Source organism: Halomonas aestuarii (assembly GCF_001886615.1).
Classification (GTDB): Bacteria; Pseudomonadota; Gammaproteobacteria; order Pseudomonadales; family Halomonadaceae; genus Halomonas; species Halomonas aestuarii.
The window spans coordinates 1976627-1992225 of the sequence record NZ_CP018139.1; the positions used below are offsets into that span (position 1 = coordinate 1976627).

A 15599-nucleotide genomic window follows, 5' to 3' on the forward strand; every position below is an offset into this window, starting at 1 on the left:
GGGAGCCGGTTTTTTTTCGTCTGTGGGGGACGGGTCTTGTGCTGGCGGGCCGTTCCGCGGCTGTCCCGGCGACACCTCTCCCCTACGCGGGGCCGCGTGCCAGGCGGGCGCTGTGGCCCGGTTCAGGGGGCGAGCGATGCCTTCCCTGGCATCGGCCTCGCCGCGAGCGGTCACCGGCGACGCTCGCCCTCTCGTCGGCCTTCGGCGTAGCGGTTCAACGCAAGGTCAGGCCGTGGTCTCCGGCTCGTCCTGCCGGGCCCTGGGGCGTTCCAGCAGCGGCTTGAGGAAGCGACCGGTATGCGACGCCTCGAGGCGCGCCACCTGTTCCGGCGTGCCCTCGGCGATGATCCGCCCGCCGCCGGAGCCGCCCTCGGGGCCGAGGTCGATCAGCCAGTCGGCGGTCTTGATCACGTCGAGGTTGTGCTCGATCACCACGATGGTGTTGCCGTGGTCGCGCAGCCGGTGCAGGACCGTGAGCAGCTGGCGGATGTCCTCGAAGTGCAGGCCGGTGGTCGGCTCGTCGAGGATGTAGAGGGTCTTGCCGGTGTCGCGCTTGGCCAGCTCCCGAGCCAGCTTGACCCGCTGGGCCTCGCCGCCGGAGAGCGTCGTGGCGCTCTGGCCCAGGCGGATGTAGGAGAGCCCCACGTCCAGCAGGGTCTGCAGGCGCCGGGCGATGGCCGGCACCGGGGAGAAGAACGCCAGCGCCTCCTCGACGGTCATCTCCAGCACCTCGTGGATGCTCTTGCCCTTGTAGGCGATCTCCAGGGTCTCCCGGTTGTAGCGCTTGCCCTTGCAGACGTCACAGGGCACATAGATGTCCGGCAGGAAGTGCATCTCCACCTTGATCATCCCCTCGCCCTGGCAGGCCTCGCAGCGCCCGCCCTTGACGTTGAAGGAGAAGCGGCCCGGCTTGTAGCCCCGGGAGCGCGCCTCCTGGGTCCCGGCGAAGAGCTCGCGGATCGGCGTGAAGATGCCGGTGTAGGTGGCCGGGTTCGAGCGCGGCGTGCGCCCGATGGGGCTCTGGTCGATGTCGATGACCTTGTCGAGATGATCGAGCCCCTCGATGCGGTCATGGGCCTCGGGCGTCAGGCTGGTGGCGCGGTTGAGCTCCCGGGCGGCGATGGGCATCAGGGTGGCGTTGATCAACGTCGACTTGCCGGAGCCGGAGACGCCGGTGATGCAGACGAAGAGGCCCAGCGGCAGCTCCAGGGTGACGTCCTGGAGGTTGTTGCCACGGGCGCCGGTGAGGCGCACTACCTTCTCGGGGTTGCCGGGAATGCGCCATGGCGGCACCTCGATGCGACGGGTGCCGGACAGGTACTGGCCGGTGAGGGAGTCGGGCGTCGCCATGATGTCCTGGGGCGTGCCCTGGGCGACGACCCTGCCGCCGTGGACGCCGGCGCCGGGGCCGATGTCGAGCACGTGGTCGGCGGCGCGGATGGCGTCCTCGTCGTGCTCGACCACGATCACGGTGTTGCCCAGGTCGCGCAGGCGCTCCAGGGTCTGCAGCAGGCGGTCGTTGTCGCGCTGGTGCAGGCCAATGGAGGGTTCGTCGAGGATGTACATCACGCCGACCAGGCCGGCGCCGATCTGGCTGGCCAGGCGGATGCGTTGGGCCTCCCCGCCGGAGAGGGTCTCGGCGCTGCGCTCCAGGTTGAGGTAGTCGAGCCCCACGTTGACCAGGAACTCCAGGCGCGCGTGGATCTCGTTGACGATCTTCACGGCGATCTCGCCGCGACGGCCCGGCAGGGTGAGATCGCCAAAGTAGGCCAGGGCCTCGCCGATGGGCAGGTGGACGAGCTGGGGCAGGGTGTTGTCGTCGATGTAGACGTGCCGCGATTCCCGGCGCAGCCGCGAGCCGTGGCAGGTCGGGCAGGGCTGTACGGCGATGTGGCGGGCCAGGTCCTCGCGCACCATGCTCGACTCGGTCTCGCGGTAGCGGCGCTGCATGTTGGGCAGCACGCCCTCGAAGGGGTGCTCCCGGGTGACCTTGCGGCCGCGGTCGTTGACGTAGTGGAAGGCGATGTGGTCGTTGCCGGTGCCGTACAGGATGATCTCGCGCTCGTGGCGCGCCAGGTCCTGCCAGGGCGTCTCCAGGGTGAAGCGGTAGTGGTCGGCGACGGCCTGGAGCTGGTTGAAGTAGTAGACGCTGCGACGGTCCCAGCCCTTGATCACCCCCTCGGCCAGGGACAGCTCGGGATGGCTGATCAGCTTGTCGGGGTCGAAGAACTGCTGCACGCCCAGGCCGTCGCAGGTGGGGCAGGCGCCGGCCGGGTTGTTGAAGGAGAACATGCGCGGTTCGAGCTCGGCGATGGAGTAGCCGCACACCGGGCAGGCGAAGCGCGACGAGAAGGCCAGGTCCTCCGCTTCGCCGTCCATGAAGTGGATCATGGCGGTGCCGTCGGCCAGGTTGAGGGCCGTCTCGAAGGACTCCGCCAGGCGCTGCTGGAGCCCCTCGCGGACCTTGATGCGGTCGACCACCACGCTGATGTCGTGCTTCTTGTTCTTGTCCAGCGGGGCGATGTCGTCGAGCTCCAGCACCTGGCCGTCGACCATGGCGCGCACGAAGCCCTGGGCCCGCAGCTCGGCGAGCAGCTGCAGGTGCTCGCCCTTGCGTCCCTTGACCACCGGCGCCAGCAGCATCAGCTTGCTGCCCTCGGGCAGGGTCAGCACCTGGTCGACCATCTGCGAGACGGTCTGGGCCTCCAGGTCCTCGCCGTGCTCGGGGCAGCGCGGGGTGCCGGCCCGGGCGAACAGCAGGCGCAGGTAGTCGTAGATCTCGGTGATGGTGCCCACGGTGGAGCGCGGGTTGTGCGAGGTGGACTTCTGCTCGATGGAGATCGCCGGCGACAGGCCCTCGATGTGGTCGACGTCGGGCTTCTCCATCATCGACAGGAACTGCCGCGCGTAGGTGGACAGCGACTCCACGTAACGCCGCTGCCCCTCGGCATAGAGGGTGTCGAAGGCCAGCGACGACTTGCCCGAGCCGGAAAGCCCCGTGACCACGATCAGCTTGTCACGGGGCAGCTCGACGTCGATGTTCTTCAGGTTGTGGGTGCGGGCACCCCTGACCAGAATTGTGTCCATTCCCACCTCGCCGGACGCGGCAAAACCTCGATTATACGGGGCGGGCCGCGCCGGCGGCAAAGCGCCGCCCCCATCGGCTTTCCCTGCAGGGTGGCGAGCCGCTAGAATATGCGGTCCACCTCCGGGCTCGAGGGCCCCCGCCCACGGAATGTCGAATCGCTATGCGAAAGGTCTCAGGACTGCTGTTAGCCACCGAGCGTCGTGCCATCACCGGGCTGGCCGGGCTCTACGCCACGCGCATGCTCGGGCTGTTCATGGTGCTGCCGGTGCTGGCCCTGTATGCCGACGACCTGAAGGGTGCCACGCCGCTGCTGGTCGGTCTGGCGCTGGGCATCTACGGGCTCACCCAGGCGGTGCTGCAGATCCCCTTCGGGCTGCTCTCTGACCGCATCGGGCGCAAGCCGGTGATCGCCGCCGGTCTCCTGCTGTTCATGCTCGGCAGCCTGGTGGCCGCCCAGTCCGATTCCATCGCCGGGGTGATCCTGGGGCGTTGCCTGCAGGGCAGCGGCGCCGTGGCCGCGGCCATCATGGCGCTGCTCGCCGACCAGACCCGCGAGCAGGTGCGCACCGCCGCCATGGCCACCATCGGGCTCTCCATTGGCGTGGCCTTCGCCGTGGCCATGGTGCTGGGCCCCTGGCTCGCCGCGGATCACGGCCTGTCGGGCGTCTTCTGGTTCACCGCCGCCCTGGCCGCCCTGGGCCTGGTGGTGCTGTGGAAGCTGGTGCCGCCGGCGCCGCGCCGCGTGCGCCATCGCGACGTGGGCATGGACCGCGACCAGCTGCGCGGCATCCTCACGCGCAGAGACCTGTGGCGCATGGACCTCTCGATCTTTTCACTGCACCTGGTGCTGATGGCGATCTTCGTCGCCGTGCCCTTCCGGCTGGTGGACGCGGGCATCCCCGTCGAGCGCCATGGGCTGACCTATCTCGCCGTCATGCTGCTGGCCTTCGTGGCCATGGTGCCGCTGGTGATCATTGCCGAGAAGCGGCGTCGCATGAAGACCATGTGCCTGTCCGCGATCACCGGCATCACCCTGAGCCTGTTCGGGCTCGCCGGCCTGGGTGAAGGCATATGGGGGCTGTTCGGCTGGCTGCTGCTGTTCTTCATCGCCTTCAACCTGCTCGAGGCCACGCTGCCCTCGATGCTCAGCAAGCTGGCCCCGGCCGGCGCCAAGGGCACCGCCATGGGCATCTATTCCACGAGCCAGTTCATGGGCGCCTTCCTGGGCGGCGTGCTGGGCGGCTGGCTCTCCCAGCAGTGGGGGCTCTCCGCGGTCTTCATCGGCTGCGGACTGCTGGGCCTGGCCTGGCTCGCGGGGATGGCCGGCATGGTGCCCCCCCGCCACCTGTCCAGCGAGGTGGTGGCGCTCGACGACAGTGAACAGGATGATGCCCTGGAGTCCCTGATGGCGCGTTTCGCCGATGTGGCCGGGGTGGAGGATGTGCTGGTCGTTCCCGAGGAACGCCTGGCCTATCTGAAGGTGGACCGCCAGCGCCTCGATGAGCAGGCCCTGTCGCGTCTCACCGGTGCCGGTAATCCCCACAGCGGCGCCTGAGCCGGGTATGATCCGGTTAGGGCGCCGCCGGTGCCGCTCGATCGCCGTACAACGCATTTCATGACAGCAAGGAGTTCCTCATGGCCCGTGGCATCAACAAGGTCATCCTCATCGGCAACCTCGGCCAGGATCCCGAGGTGCGCTTCACCCCCTCCGGCACCGCCGTGGCCAACCTCAACCTGGCCACCAGCGACACCTGGATGGACAAGCAGAGTGGCCAGCGCCAGGAGCGCACCGAATGGCACCGGGTCGTGCTGTTCAACAAGACCGCCGAGATCGCCCAGCAGTACCTCAAGAAGGGCAGCAAGGTGTACATCGAGGGTCGCCTGCAGACCCGCAAGTGGCAGGACCAGAACGGCCAGGACAAGTACAGCACCGAGATCGTCGCCAACGACATGCAGATGCTCGACTCCCGCGGCGGTGACGCCGGCGGCCCCCAGGGCGGCATGCCCCCGCAGGGTGGCCAGTATGGCGGCCAGCCCCAGCAGGGCGGAGGCTTCGGCGGCAACCAGCCGCCCCAGCAGGGCGGCCAGTATGGGGGTGGCCAGCCCCGTCGTCCGGCACCACAGCCGGCGCCCCCGCAGCAGGGTGGCGGCCAGCAGCAGGGCGGCAACTATGGCGCGCCGGACCCGGGCAGCTTCGACGATTTCGACGACGAGATCCCCTTCTGAGCAGGAGGACAGCCGAGGAGAAGTCGTGAAGCTGCTGATTCTGGAGGCCGGGCACTGCCTGAGCCTGGCGATGGCCCGCGAGGCCAACCGGCGCAGCGATACCGAGCTCATCATCGAGCCGTCGCTGAAGACCACGCCGTCGCTGCTCGATGAGCTGCGCCCGGATGCGCTGGTGATCCCGCCCCTGTCCCGGCCGATCAGTGCCGAGCCGGCGGCCGTCTCGGCGCATGCCGAGGCGGTCGAGGCCTGCATGGAGGCCTGCCACGAGGCGGGGATCCCGCTGGTGTGGTGCGTCTCCGACCAGCTCTACGAGGACGGTTTCGGCGTGCCCATCGAGGAGCACGTGATCCCCGAGCCACGGGATGACAGCCTCCGGCGACTGGTGCGCACCGGCGACCGGATCCGTGCCGAGTGTCCCCATCACCTGATCGTGCGCCTCGGGCCGCTGTTCGCCCTGGAGGGCAGCCACGCCTGGCTCGGCGAGCTGCTCGACACCTTCATGGATGGCGGCGAGGTGCGGGCGGCTTCCGACGTCATCTTCTGCCCGACCTCGGCGGATGCCGTGGCCATGGCGCTGATCGGCATGCTCCAGCAGCAGCACTGCGGCGCCGATGCCTGGGGCAGCTATCACCTGGCCGGCACCGAGCCGGTGAGCGCCTATACCTTCGTCTCGATGGTGCGCACCCAGCTCGCCACGCGGCTCGAGGGCCGCGGCGAACGGGTCACGCTGGGCAACGTCAAGGCGCTCAATCACCACCACGACCAGCCGCTGCGCCGGGTGCTGAACTGCCGGCGGGTGCTGGAGGTGTTCGGGGTCCACCAGAAGCCCTGGCGCCTGGAGGTCGGGCGCATGCTGGATACCTGGTGCCTGGTGAGGGAAGAGGAGTCGGTGCAACGATGAACGTGATTCGCAGCCTGATCTTCTACGTCGGCTATGTCCTGGCCATGCTGGTCTGCGGGGTGCTCTTCCTGCCCCCGGCGCCCTTCCTGCCGCTGACCTCCCGCTATCGCCTGCTCAACCTCTACAACCACTTCATCATCGCCTGGTTCCGCCTGGTCTGTGGCGTGCGCTACGACTTCCGCGGCCATGAGAGGCTGCCGGACGGCCCCTGCGTCATCCTGGCCAACCACCAGTCCGAATGGGAGACGGTCTACCTGCAGCTGCTCCACCCGCCGGTGTGCACGGTGCTCAAGCGCGAGCTCCTGAACATCCCGATCTTCGGCTGGGCGCTGCGACTGCTGCACCCCATCGCCCTGGACCGCTCCCGGCCCGCCCGGGCCATGAAGCAGGTGCTCATCCAGGGGCGGACCCGCCTCGAGGAAGGGCTCTCGGTGCTGATCTTTCCCGAGGGGACGAGGGTCAAGCCGGGGCATCGCGTGCGCTACAACAAGAGCGGTGCGGTGATCGCCTGTCGGGCCGGGATGCCGGTGGTGCCGGTGGCCCACAATGCCGGCGAGCGCTGGCCCGGGCGCCACTGGGTCAAGAACCCGGGGCGCCTGTCGCTCGTGGTCGGTGAGCCGATCGCCACCGAGGGGCGCACGCCCGAGGACGTGATGCGCGAGGCGGAGGCCTGGATCGAGGCGCGCCTGGCGGAGATCTCGGAGGTGCCGCGGCCCGAGGTGCCCGCCGAGACGGCGAAGCACCCGGCCTGATCGCCCCGACGACGACCACGTCGAGTCCAACGCAAGAAGGCGCCCCGCGGGGCGCCTTCTTGCATGGGCTTTCGGCCGGAGCCTGGCACGGCAGGCGGCGTCAGCCGCTGAACTTCTCCAGCACCAGGCAGGCATTGGTACCGCCGAAGCCGAAGCTGTTGGACAGCACGCGCCTGACCTCGGCGTCGTCGCGACGCTCGGTGACGATATCGAAGCCGGCCGCCTGCTCGTCCAGGTGCTCGATGTTGGCCGAGGCGGCGATGAAGCGGTGCTCCATCATCATCAGCGAGTAGATGGCCTCCTGCACGCCGGTGGCCCCCAGCGAGTGGCCGGTCAGCGACTTGGTCGAGCTCATCGGCGGGGTCCGGTCGCCGAACACCTCGCGGATCGCCTTCAGCTCGGCGACATCGCCCACCGGGGTGGAAGTGCCGTGGGTGTTGACGTAGTCGATGTCGCCATCGACCGTGGCCATGGCCTGGCGCATGCAGCGGGCCGCGCCTTCGCCGGACGGGGCGACCATGTCGTAGCCGTCGGAGGTGGCGCCGTAGCCGACCACTTCGGCATAGATCTTCGCGCCGCGGGCGCGGGCGTGCTCGAGGTCCTCGAGCACCAGCATGCCGCCGCCGCCGGCGATGACGAAGCCGTCGCGGGCCTGGTCATAGGGGCGCGAGGCCTTCTCCGGCGTCTCGTTGTAGTGGGTCGACAGCGCGCCCATGGCATCGAACAGGCAGGACAGGGTCCAGTGCTCCTCCTCGCCGCCACCGGCGAACACCACGTCCTGCTTGCCGAGCTGGATCTGCTCGACGGCACTGCCGATGCAGTGGGCCGAGGTGGCACAGGCCGAGGAGATCGAGTAGTTGACCCCCTTGATCTTGAACGGCGTCGCCAGGCAGGCCGATACGGTGCTGCCCATGGTGCGGGTGACCCGGTAGGGGCCCACGCGGCGCAGGCCCTTCTCGCGCATGACGTCGGCGGCCTCGACCTGGTTGGCGCTGGACGCGCCGCCGGAGCCCGCGATCAGGCCGGTGCGCTCGTTCGACACCTGTTCCGGGGTGAGGCCCGAGTCCTCGATGGCCTGGGCCATGCTCACGTAGGCATAGGCGGCGGCATCCCCCATGAAGCGGCGCAGCTTGCGGTCGACCAGGGCGTCGAGGTCGATATCGACGCTGCCGGCCACCTGGCTGCGGAACCCGCGCTCGGCGTACTCTTCCTTGAAGCGAATGCCCGAGCGCCCGTTCCTGAGCGCCTCCAGAACCTGTTGTGCGTCGTTGCCCAGGCAGGACACGATGCCCAGGCCGGTGACTACCACTCGTCGCATGGGAGCCTCCTGATCAGAAATTCGCGGTGGAGGTGAACAGGCCGACGCGAAGGTCATTGGCCTGATAGATGTCGCGGCCGTCGACGGACACGGTGCCGTCGGCGATGCCCAGGATCAGGCGCCGGGTGATGATGCGCTTGATGTTGATGCGGTAGGTGACCTTCTCGGCCTCGGGCAGGATCTGCCCGGAGAACTTGACCTCGCCGCAGCCCAGGGCGCGGCCACGACCGGGGTGTCCGAGCCAGCCCAGGTAGAAGCCGACCAGCTGCCACATGGCGTCCAGGCCCAGACAGCCGGGCATCACCGGGTCCCCGGGGAAGTGGCAGTCGAAGAACCACAGGTCGGGGTGGATATCCAGCTCGGCGATCAACTCGCCCTTGCCGTGATCCCCGCCTTCCTCATGGATGTGCATGATGCGATCGAGCATCAGCATGTTGGGGGCCGGCAACTGAGCATTGCCCGGACCGAACAGCTCGCCGCGCGAGCAGGCCAGCAGTTCTTCGCGATCAAAGGAGTGTTGCTTGGTCACTGAATCGTTCCGAGTGTCGAGATTATTGTGTGCCGAAAGCGGCCTGGGGCCGCCGGGCGGCTACGCCTAGTCTACTGTCCACACTCGATGAATGCACGCCGAGGGCAGGAGAGGGCGTCGGGATCAGCGGACCTGGACCGCGGCGGCCCTGGGGCCACCGAGCCGGCGGGCGAGCACCAGGCAGATCAGCGCCCAGGTCATCGCCTCGGCGGGCAGCAGCCAGGGGGCCAGCTCGACCCCGGCGAGGCGGGCGCCGGCATAGTAGGAGAGCGGGCCGCTGGTGGCGCCGCCGAGCACGGCCAGCCAGGGATACTGCCAGAGCCAGGCCAGCGAGTGGTGGACCAGGGTGGCGAACAGCGGCCAGAGCAGCCACAGCCAGGGTGGCATCCCCCCCAGCACGGGCACCCCGTCGGCGAAGTCGAAGCCGCCGGCCAGGGTCAGGCCGCCGTCCACCACCAGGCCCAGCGCGGCGAAGCCCGCCACCCAGCGCCACTCCCCGGGGCGGGCCAGCCAGGCGAGGTGCAGGGCGAGGATGAGGCCGACGGTCACCAGCCCGATCAGCGAGCCCCCCATCACGCAGGCGAACCAGCCCGCCTGGAAGGCGGCCAGGTTGGCCAGCATCTTCACGGGACCGTCGGGCAGGGTGGCCATCGCGGGTCACACCTCCCCGGTGAGCGGTGCCGGCCGGGCGCCGGGCTTGGCCAGCAGCAGCTGGCAGGTGCCGATGGTGCGCTCCATGAAGCCGCCCTCGCAGTAGCAGAGGTAGTAGCGCCACATGCGGATGAAGCGCTCGTCGTAGCCTAGCTTGCGCACCGTCTCGAGGCTCGCCTCGAAGCGGTGGCGCCACTCGCGCAGGGTCCGGGCGTAGTGCAGGCCGATCTCGTCCAGGTCGGTCAGGTTGAGCGAGGTGTGGCGGGTCACGCCGTCGAGGATGGCACGATGCGACGGCAGGAAGCCCCCCGGGAAGATGTAGCGCTTGATGAAGTCCATCTCGCGCTTGGCCTCCTCGTAGCGCTGGTCGCGGATGGTGATCGCCTGCAGCATCGCCTGGCCGTCGTCGGTCAGCAGCCGGTCCAGGGTCGCCAGGTAGGTGCCCAGGTACTGGTGCCCCACCGCCTCGATCATCTCCACCGAGATCAGCCGGTCGAAGCGTCCCTCCAGTTCGCGGTAGTCCTGCTGGAGCAGGGTGATGCGATCGCCGAGCCCCTCCTCCTCGATGCGCCGGGCGGTGAAGGCGTACTGCTCCGCGGAGATGGTGGTGGTGGTGACGCGACAGCCGCGGGTCTTCGCCGCATGGATGGCGAGCCCTCCCCAGCCGGTCCCGATCTCCAGCAGGTGGTGGTGGGGCTGGACGTCGAGCTTCTCCAGCATCAGGTCGAGCTTGTGGGTCGAGGCCTCCTCCAGGCTCGCCTCGGCGTGGGGGAAGACCGCGCTGGAGTACATGCGGTGCTCGCGGTCGAGGAAGGTGGAGAACAGCGCGTTGCCGATGTCGTAGTGGGCGGCGATATTGCGCCGCGACCCGCTCATGCTGTTGCGCTGCAGGCGGTAGAGGGCGCCGAGCAGCCAGCGGCCGAGGCGGGCGGTGCCGTTCTCGATCTCGCCGTTGACCCGCTCCAGGTTGGCGGCGAACAGCCTCACCAGGGCCACCGGGTCGTCGGCATCCCAGTCCCCGTCCATGTAGGCCTCGGCGGCGCCCACGGTGCCGCCCAGGGCCAGGCGCTTCCAGGCCCGGTGGTGACGGACCACCAGGGTCACGTGCAGCGGCCCTCCCTGGCCCAGGCGATGGTGCTGGTGGCCGTCGATCAGGGTGATGTCACCGCCCTCCAGGCGGTCGAGCTGGGCCAGCACCCGCGGCTTGAGCCAGCGAGTCAGTCGGTCGCCCTCGGCGGGCATGGGGCGGGTGGTGGCGGAGCGAAGCGTAGTCACGACGAGCTCTCCTCACTGGAAGGGTGATCTTGTGCGGGGTGGTCATGGACCGGGATGCGCTTGAGCCACAGCCGCAGCGCCTCGAAGTGGATGCCGGCCAGCGTCTTCAGGCTCATCCAGGGCTGGCGCGCCAGGGTGGCGAGCAGCACGCCGCGGGTCGCCGGGCGTCCCTCCAGGGTCAGGGTGGCATCGAAGTGGCGCTCGCCGTCCTTCCAGTTCTCCATGTGCATCGTCAGCGACTCGCCGGGGGTATCGAAGCGCCAGCGGTAGGTCATGTCCATGGGATTGAAGGGCGAGACATGCATGGTCTTGTCGAACTCGGCCGTGTGGCCATGCGGCCCGGGCGCCACGGCGCAGGCATAGCGGGTCCGCTCTCCCCAGGGGGTGTTGCTCACCTCGCCGAGCAGGGCCCGCAGCTCGCCGCGGGCATCGAAGGCGTAGTAGAACGAGACCGGGTTGAAGCCGAGCCCCAGGGTGCGCAGCTGGGTCAGCACGCAGATGCGCCCGTCCGGGGCGCAGCCCAGCTGGCGCTCGAGCTCCTCGCGCACGGCCTGCTTCAGGGGTCGGTCGTGGGGGGCGAGGTAGTCCTCGCGGCGAAAGCGCGCCAGGGCCGGTCGTCGGGCGCTGAAGGCGGGCACGCCGTCGAACAGCTCGGGCAGCTCGTCCAGGTCCAGCCAGGCCATCCACACGTTGTACTCGAAGGCGTGCGGACGCGGCAGGAAGCGGCGGTGGCGCAGGCTGCCCCGGTAGATCCGCGAGCGCGGTGCACGCCTCATGCCGCGCTCTCCTCGGTCGCCCGCGAGCGGACCACCGGGCGGGCGTCGCGGGGGGTGTCCTCGTCGCAGCCCAGGCCACGGGCCACGCGCAGGGCGCTCCAGACCCCGTCCTCGTGGAAGCCGTTGCGCCAGTAGGCCCCGCAGAAGTGGGTGCGGTGTCCCGGTCCCGAGATCTCGTCGTGGCGAGCCTGGGCCGCCTGGCCCTCCAGGGTGAACTGGGGATGGGCATAGGTGAAGCGGCCCAGCACCTTGGCGGGATCGATGGCGGCACTGTCGTTGAGGGTCACGCAGAAGGTGTGCGGGGCAATGAGGCGCTGCAGGATGTTCATGTCGTAGGTGACCGAGACCCTGGCCTCGTCGCCGCGGCCGTCGAGCCGGTAGTTCCAGCTCGCCCAGGCGCGACGACGGCGCGGTAGCAGGCGGGTGTCGGTGTGCAGCACCACCTCGTTGTCCTGGTAGGGCAGGGCACCGAGGACCTCGCGCTCGGCGTCGCTCGGGTCCTCCAGCACCGCCAGGGCCTGGTCGGCGTGGCAGGCCAGCACCACCTGGTCGAAGGTCTCCACCCCGGTCTCGCTGCGGATCTCGACGCGGTCGGCGTGGCGGCGGATCCCGCGCACCGGAGTCGCCAGCCGGATGCGCTCGGCATAGGGCGCGGTCAGCGCCGGGATGTAGGCGCGTGAGCCGCCCACCAGGGTGTACCACTGGGGACGGTCATTGACGGACAGCAGGCCGTGATGGCGGAAGAAGCGCACGAAGAACAGCAGCGGGAAGTCGCGCAGGTCGCGGATGCTCGCCGACCAGATGGCAGCGCCCATGGGCAGCAGGTAGCGGTGCTGGAAATCGGCGTCGTAGCCGCCGGCATCGAGCCAGGCCCCCAGGGTCATGGCCGGGTCGAGTTGGCCGTCCTCCAGCGATCGGGTCGCCTCGCGGTTGAAGCGCAGGATCTCGCGCAGCAGGCGGTGGAAGCGGGGGCGCAGCAGGTTGCGACGCTGGGCGAAGAGGCTCGTCAGTGTGTGGCCGTTGTACTCGAAGTCGCGGGCCGTCTCGTGGACCGAGAAGCTCATCTCGGTGGGCTGGGCGGCGACATCGAGGCGCCCCAGAAGGCGCTGGAAGTGCGGGTAGGTCCAGTCGTTGAAGACGATGAAGCCGGTGTCGATGGCGTAGTCCCGGCCCTCCAGCGTGACGTCCACGGTGGCGGTGTGGCCGCCGAGGCGGTCCTCGGCCTCGAAGAGCGTCACCTCGTGGCGGCTCGACAGGTACCAGGCGGCGGCCATGCCGCCGATGCCGCTGCCGATCACGGCAATGCGCTGGGCGGCATCCCGCTGGGCGGCACCCTGGGCATCATGGGGGGGGCGGAACGAGGCGGTCATCGGCGGGTCTCCACGGGCGTGTCCTGTCGTGTCATGCGCAGGCCCAGGCGATGGCGCAGGCCCGGGGGCAGGATGCCCATCAGGCGGACCAGCAGCGTGAATCGGCGCGGGAAGTGGATGTCCAGGCGGCGCCGCTCCAGGCCGCCGAGGATCGTCTCGGCGGCCTCGTCGACGGTGACGCGCATGGGCATGGGGAAGTCGTTGAGGTCGGTGAGCGGGGTCTTCACGAAGCCGGGATGGATCAGACTGACCCCGATGCCCTCGCTCGTCAGGTCCAGGCGCAGCGACTCCAGGAAGTGGCTCAGGGCCGCCTTGGAGGCCCCGTAGGCCTCGGCCCGGGGCAGGGGCAGGTAGGCCGCGGCGCTGGAGGTGGCGGCAAGCAGGGGGTGGCCACCCTCCGCCCGGGCACGACGCAGCAGCGGCAGGGCGGCATCGATGCAGTAGACGGCGCCGAAGAAGTTGGGTGCGAAGACTCGCTCGACGAGGTCGACATCGAAGTCGCGGACGTCCAGATACTCGCAGGTGCCGGCATTGAGGATCGCCAGGTCCAGCCCGCCGAAGGCCTCGCCCAGGCGTTCGCCGGCCTGGCGCACGGCCTGTCGATCCGCCACGTCCAGGGGCAGCAGCAGGGCATTGTCGTGACCGGCGGCGAGCTCGCCCAGGGCCGACTCGCTGCGGGCGCTGAGCGCGACCCGGTGCCCCTGCTCGAGCAGGCGTTCGGCGAGGGCGCGGCCGATACCCGAAGTGGCCCCGGTCAACCAGATGCGCTGCCTGTCGCTCGCGTTCGTCATGCGTTGTCCCCGTCCTCGGTGGCCGTCACCGGCCCAGTTGTCGCTTTACCAGTCGCACCGCCCCGCCCAGCAGGGGCAGGCGCTCATAGAGCAGGGCCCCCACGTCGAAGTAGTCCCGGTGCCTGGCCACCCTACCGTCCGATGCGAAGGTCAGGTGCGAGCAGCCCTCCACGTCGATCCGGCGTCCGCCGGCGAGCCGCGGGTGCACCAGCTGCATGGTCCAGGTGACGAAGGCCGTGTCCTCCTGCTGCAGGGTCTCGTGGAAGACGAAGCTGCATGATGTCACGTTGTCGTACAGGTTCTGGAAGTAGACCTCCAGCGCCTCGATGCCCTGGATGTGGTGCAGCGGGTCGGTGAAGCTCACGTCGTCATTGTATACCTCGTATAGCCTTTTTGTACAGGTTTTGTCTAGCTTGTTGAAGAAGGCACAGAAGCCCTCCAGGTCCGGTGTCTGGTGCATCCAGGGCCTCCTGCTGTGAATGGGTGGGGAATCAGTCCGTCTTCAGGGCCTTGAAGGCCTCGAGGGCACGCGCCCGGGCGGCCCGGTGGTCGACGATGGGGGCCGGGTAGTCGACCCCGCCGATCAGGTCGTTCGAGGGCGCGTGGCGGGCCTTGCCGGGCAGCCCGGCCAGCTCGGGCAGCCATTCCGCCAGGAAGGTGCCGTCAGGGTCGAAACGCGTGGACTGGGTCGTCGGGTTGAAGATGCGGAAGTAGGGCGCGGCGTCGGTGCCGGTGGAGGCCGCCCACTGCCAGCCGCCGTTGTTGGCGCAGAACTCCCCGTCCACCAGGTGGCGCAGGAAGAAGACCTCGCCCCGCCGCCAGTCGATCAGCAGGTGCTTGGAGAGGAACATGGCGGTGACCATGCGCAGGCGGTTGTGCATCCAGCCGGTGGCGACCAGCTGTCGCATGGCGGCATCGACGATGGGATAGCCGGTACGCCCCTCGCACCAGGCCCGGAAGTCCGCCTCGTCATCGCGCCAGGCCAGGGCCTCGGTATGCCGCTGGAAGGCGCGATGGCGGCAGACGCGCGGGAAGCCGACGGCCACGTGACGGTAGAACTCCCGCCACACCAGCTCGTTGACCCAAGCCGTGAGGCCGGCGTCCCCCTCGGCCAGCGCGCCGTCGTTCTCGGCGAGCACCGCCTGCAGGCACTGGCGGTGGGAGATCATGCCCAGCGCCAGGTAGGGCGACAGCTCGCTGGTGCCGCGGATCGCCGGGAAGTCGCGCTGGCGCTGGTAGTGACGTCCCCGGAAGCGCAGGAAGCGCTCCAGGCGGTCGGCGGCGGCATCCTCGCCGGCGGGCCACAGCCGGCCGTCGACCGGGGTGTCCTCGAGGGTGGGCAGGTCCGGCAGTGGGTCGGGGTCGATGGCCAGGCGCGGCTGGGGCGCCGGGGTGTCGTGCAGGGCGATGCGCTCCGGGGTCAGCTGGCGGTGCCAGGCCTTGGCGAAGGGGGTGAAGACCCCATAGTAGTCGCCCTTGCCAGTGAGCAGCTCCCCGGGGGCGAAGGCCACGGCGTCGTGGTGGCCGGTGGCCGCGAGGCCCGCCTCCCCGAAGGCGGCGATCACGGCGGCGTCGCGGCGTTGTTCGTCCAGCGGGTATTCGCGGTTGAAGTGCAGGGCACGGGCGCCGACCCGCTGCGCGATCTCCAGCAGCGTGGCCGGGGCCTCGGCGAAGTCGTCGATCTCGCGGTGCAACATCGGGATGCCGAGGCCCGTCAGGCCGTCGCGCAGGGCGGCCACGCCGCGGCCCCAGAAATCCAGCTTGTTGGCGCCATGGCCGTGGCGCTGCCACTGGGGGAGGCAGCGCAGGAAGACGGCCACCACCGGCCCCTGCCGGGCGGCCGCGGCCAGCGCGGCGTTGTCCTGGAGGCGCAGGTCGCTGCGGAACCAGACGATCACGGGGGTGGTCATGGGCGGCTCCGG

The 15599-nt window shown here is 69.6% G+C and carries 14 protein-coding genes; 4 read left to right on the forward strand and 10 right to left on the reverse strand.

Annotated features, from left to right (window positions below; translation table 11 throughout):
• Nucleotides 1-225: 225 nt before the first annotated feature.
• The gene (gene uvrA, locus BOX17_RS09190) at nucleotides 226-3087 is read right to left on the reverse strand and encodes an excinuclease ABC subunit UvrA (protein WP_071943849.1); all 2862 of its coding nucleotides are present in this window, start codon (nucleotides 3085-3087) and stop codon (nucleotides 226-228) included.
• 161 nt (nucleotides 3088-3248) lie between these two features.
• Here uvrA and BOX17_RS09195 point away from each other — a divergent pair, with 161 nt between their 5' ends.
• The 4 genes from BOX17_RS09195 to BOX17_RS09210 all read left to right on the forward strand — a co-directional run bounded on the left by BOX17_RS09195 (nucleotide 3249) and on the right by BOX17_RS09210 (nucleotide 6967).
• Entirely contained in the window at nucleotides 3249-4643 is a 1395-nt protein-coding gene (locus tag BOX17_RS09195; RefSeq protein ID WP_071943851.1) for an MFS transporter, read from the forward strand.
• Between the two features lie 80 nt (nucleotides 4644-4723).
• On the forward strand, nucleotides 4724-5314 hold the full coding sequence (gene ssb, locus BOX17_RS09200; protein ID WP_071943854.1) for a single-stranded DNA-binding protein: 591 nt from the start codon (nucleotides 4724-4726) through the stop codon (nucleotides 5312-5314).
• Between the two features lie 25 nt (nucleotides 5315-5339).
• Nucleotides 5340-6215, forward strand: coding sequence for a sugar nucleotide-binding protein (locus BOX17_RS09205; RefSeq protein WP_071943858.1), 876 nt, complete (start codon nucleotides 5340-5342; stop codon nucleotides 6213-6215).
• A complete protein-coding gene (locus tag BOX17_RS09210) occupies nucleotides 6212-6967 on the forward strand; it encodes a lysophospholipid acyltransferase family protein (RefSeq protein ID WP_071943861.1) in 756 nt (251 codons plus the stop codon). Before BOX17_RS09205 ends, BOX17_RS09210 begins: the two co-directional genes overlap by 4 nt.
• A gap of 100 nt (nucleotides 6968-7067) precedes the next feature.
• Here BOX17_RS09210 and fabB read toward each other — a convergent pair whose 3' ends face one another.
• The 9 genes from fabB to phrB form a co-directional block, all read right to left on the reverse strand.
• Nucleotides 7068-8285: a beta-ketoacyl-ACP synthase I gene (gene fabB / locus BOX17_RS09215; RefSeq protein ID WP_071943864.1), complete on the reverse strand. Its 1218-nt coding sequence runs from the start codon at nucleotides 8283-8285 to the stop codon at nucleotides 7068-7070.
• A 13-nt stretch (nucleotides 8286-8298) separates the two neighbouring features.
• Nucleotides 8299-8814, reverse strand: coding sequence for a 3-hydroxyacyl-[acyl-carrier-protein] dehydratase FabA (gene fabA / locus BOX17_RS09220; protein ID WP_071943867.1), 516 nt, complete (start codon nucleotides 8812-8814; stop codon nucleotides 8299-8301).
• Nucleotides 8815-8937: 123 nt separating this feature from the next.
• A complete protein-coding gene (locus BOX17_RS09225) occupies nucleotides 8938-9465 on the reverse strand; it encodes a DUF2878 domain-containing protein (RefSeq protein ID WP_071943870.1) in 528 nt (175 codons plus the stop codon).
• A 6-nt stretch (nucleotides 9466-9471) separates the two neighbouring features.
• A complete protein-coding gene (locus tag BOX17_RS09230; RefSeq protein ID WP_071943873.1) occupies nucleotides 9472-10740 on the reverse strand; it encodes an SAM-dependent methyltransferase in 1269 nt (422 codons plus the stop codon).
• Entirely contained in the window at nucleotides 10737-11516 is a 780-nt protein-coding gene (locus tag BOX17_RS09235) for a DUF1365 domain-containing protein (RefSeq protein ID WP_071943875.1), read from the reverse strand. Before BOX17_RS09235 ends, BOX17_RS09230 begins: the two co-directional genes overlap by 4 nt.
• On the reverse strand, nucleotides 11513-12886 hold the full coding sequence (locus BOX17_RS09240; protein WP_071943878.1) for an NAD(P)/FAD-dependent oxidoreductase: 1374 nt from the start codon (nucleotides 12884-12886) through the stop codon (nucleotides 11513-11515). The genes BOX17_RS09235 and BOX17_RS09240 overlap by 4 nt, the downstream gene beginning before the upstream one ends.
• The gene (locus tag BOX17_RS09245; RefSeq protein WP_071943881.1) at nucleotides 12883-13677 is read right to left on the reverse strand and encodes an SDR family NAD(P)-dependent oxidoreductase; all 795 of its coding nucleotides are present in this window, start codon (nucleotides 13675-13677) and stop codon (nucleotides 12883-12885) included. Before BOX17_RS09245 ends, BOX17_RS09240 begins: the two co-directional genes overlap by 4 nt.
• Before the next feature lie 25 nt (nucleotides 13678-13702).
• A complete protein-coding gene (locus tag BOX17_RS09250) occupies nucleotides 13703-14137 on the reverse strand; it encodes a nuclear transport factor 2 family protein (RefSeq protein ID WP_071943883.1) in 435 nt (144 codons plus the stop codon).
• A 31-nt stretch (nucleotides 14138-14168) separates the two neighbouring features.
• Nucleotides 14169-15587, reverse strand: coding sequence for a deoxyribodipyrimidine photo-lyase (gene phrB, locus BOX17_RS09255; RefSeq protein WP_071943886.1), 1419 nt, complete (start codon nucleotides 15585-15587; stop codon nucleotides 14169-14171).
• Nucleotides 15588-15599 lie beyond the last annotated feature (12 nt).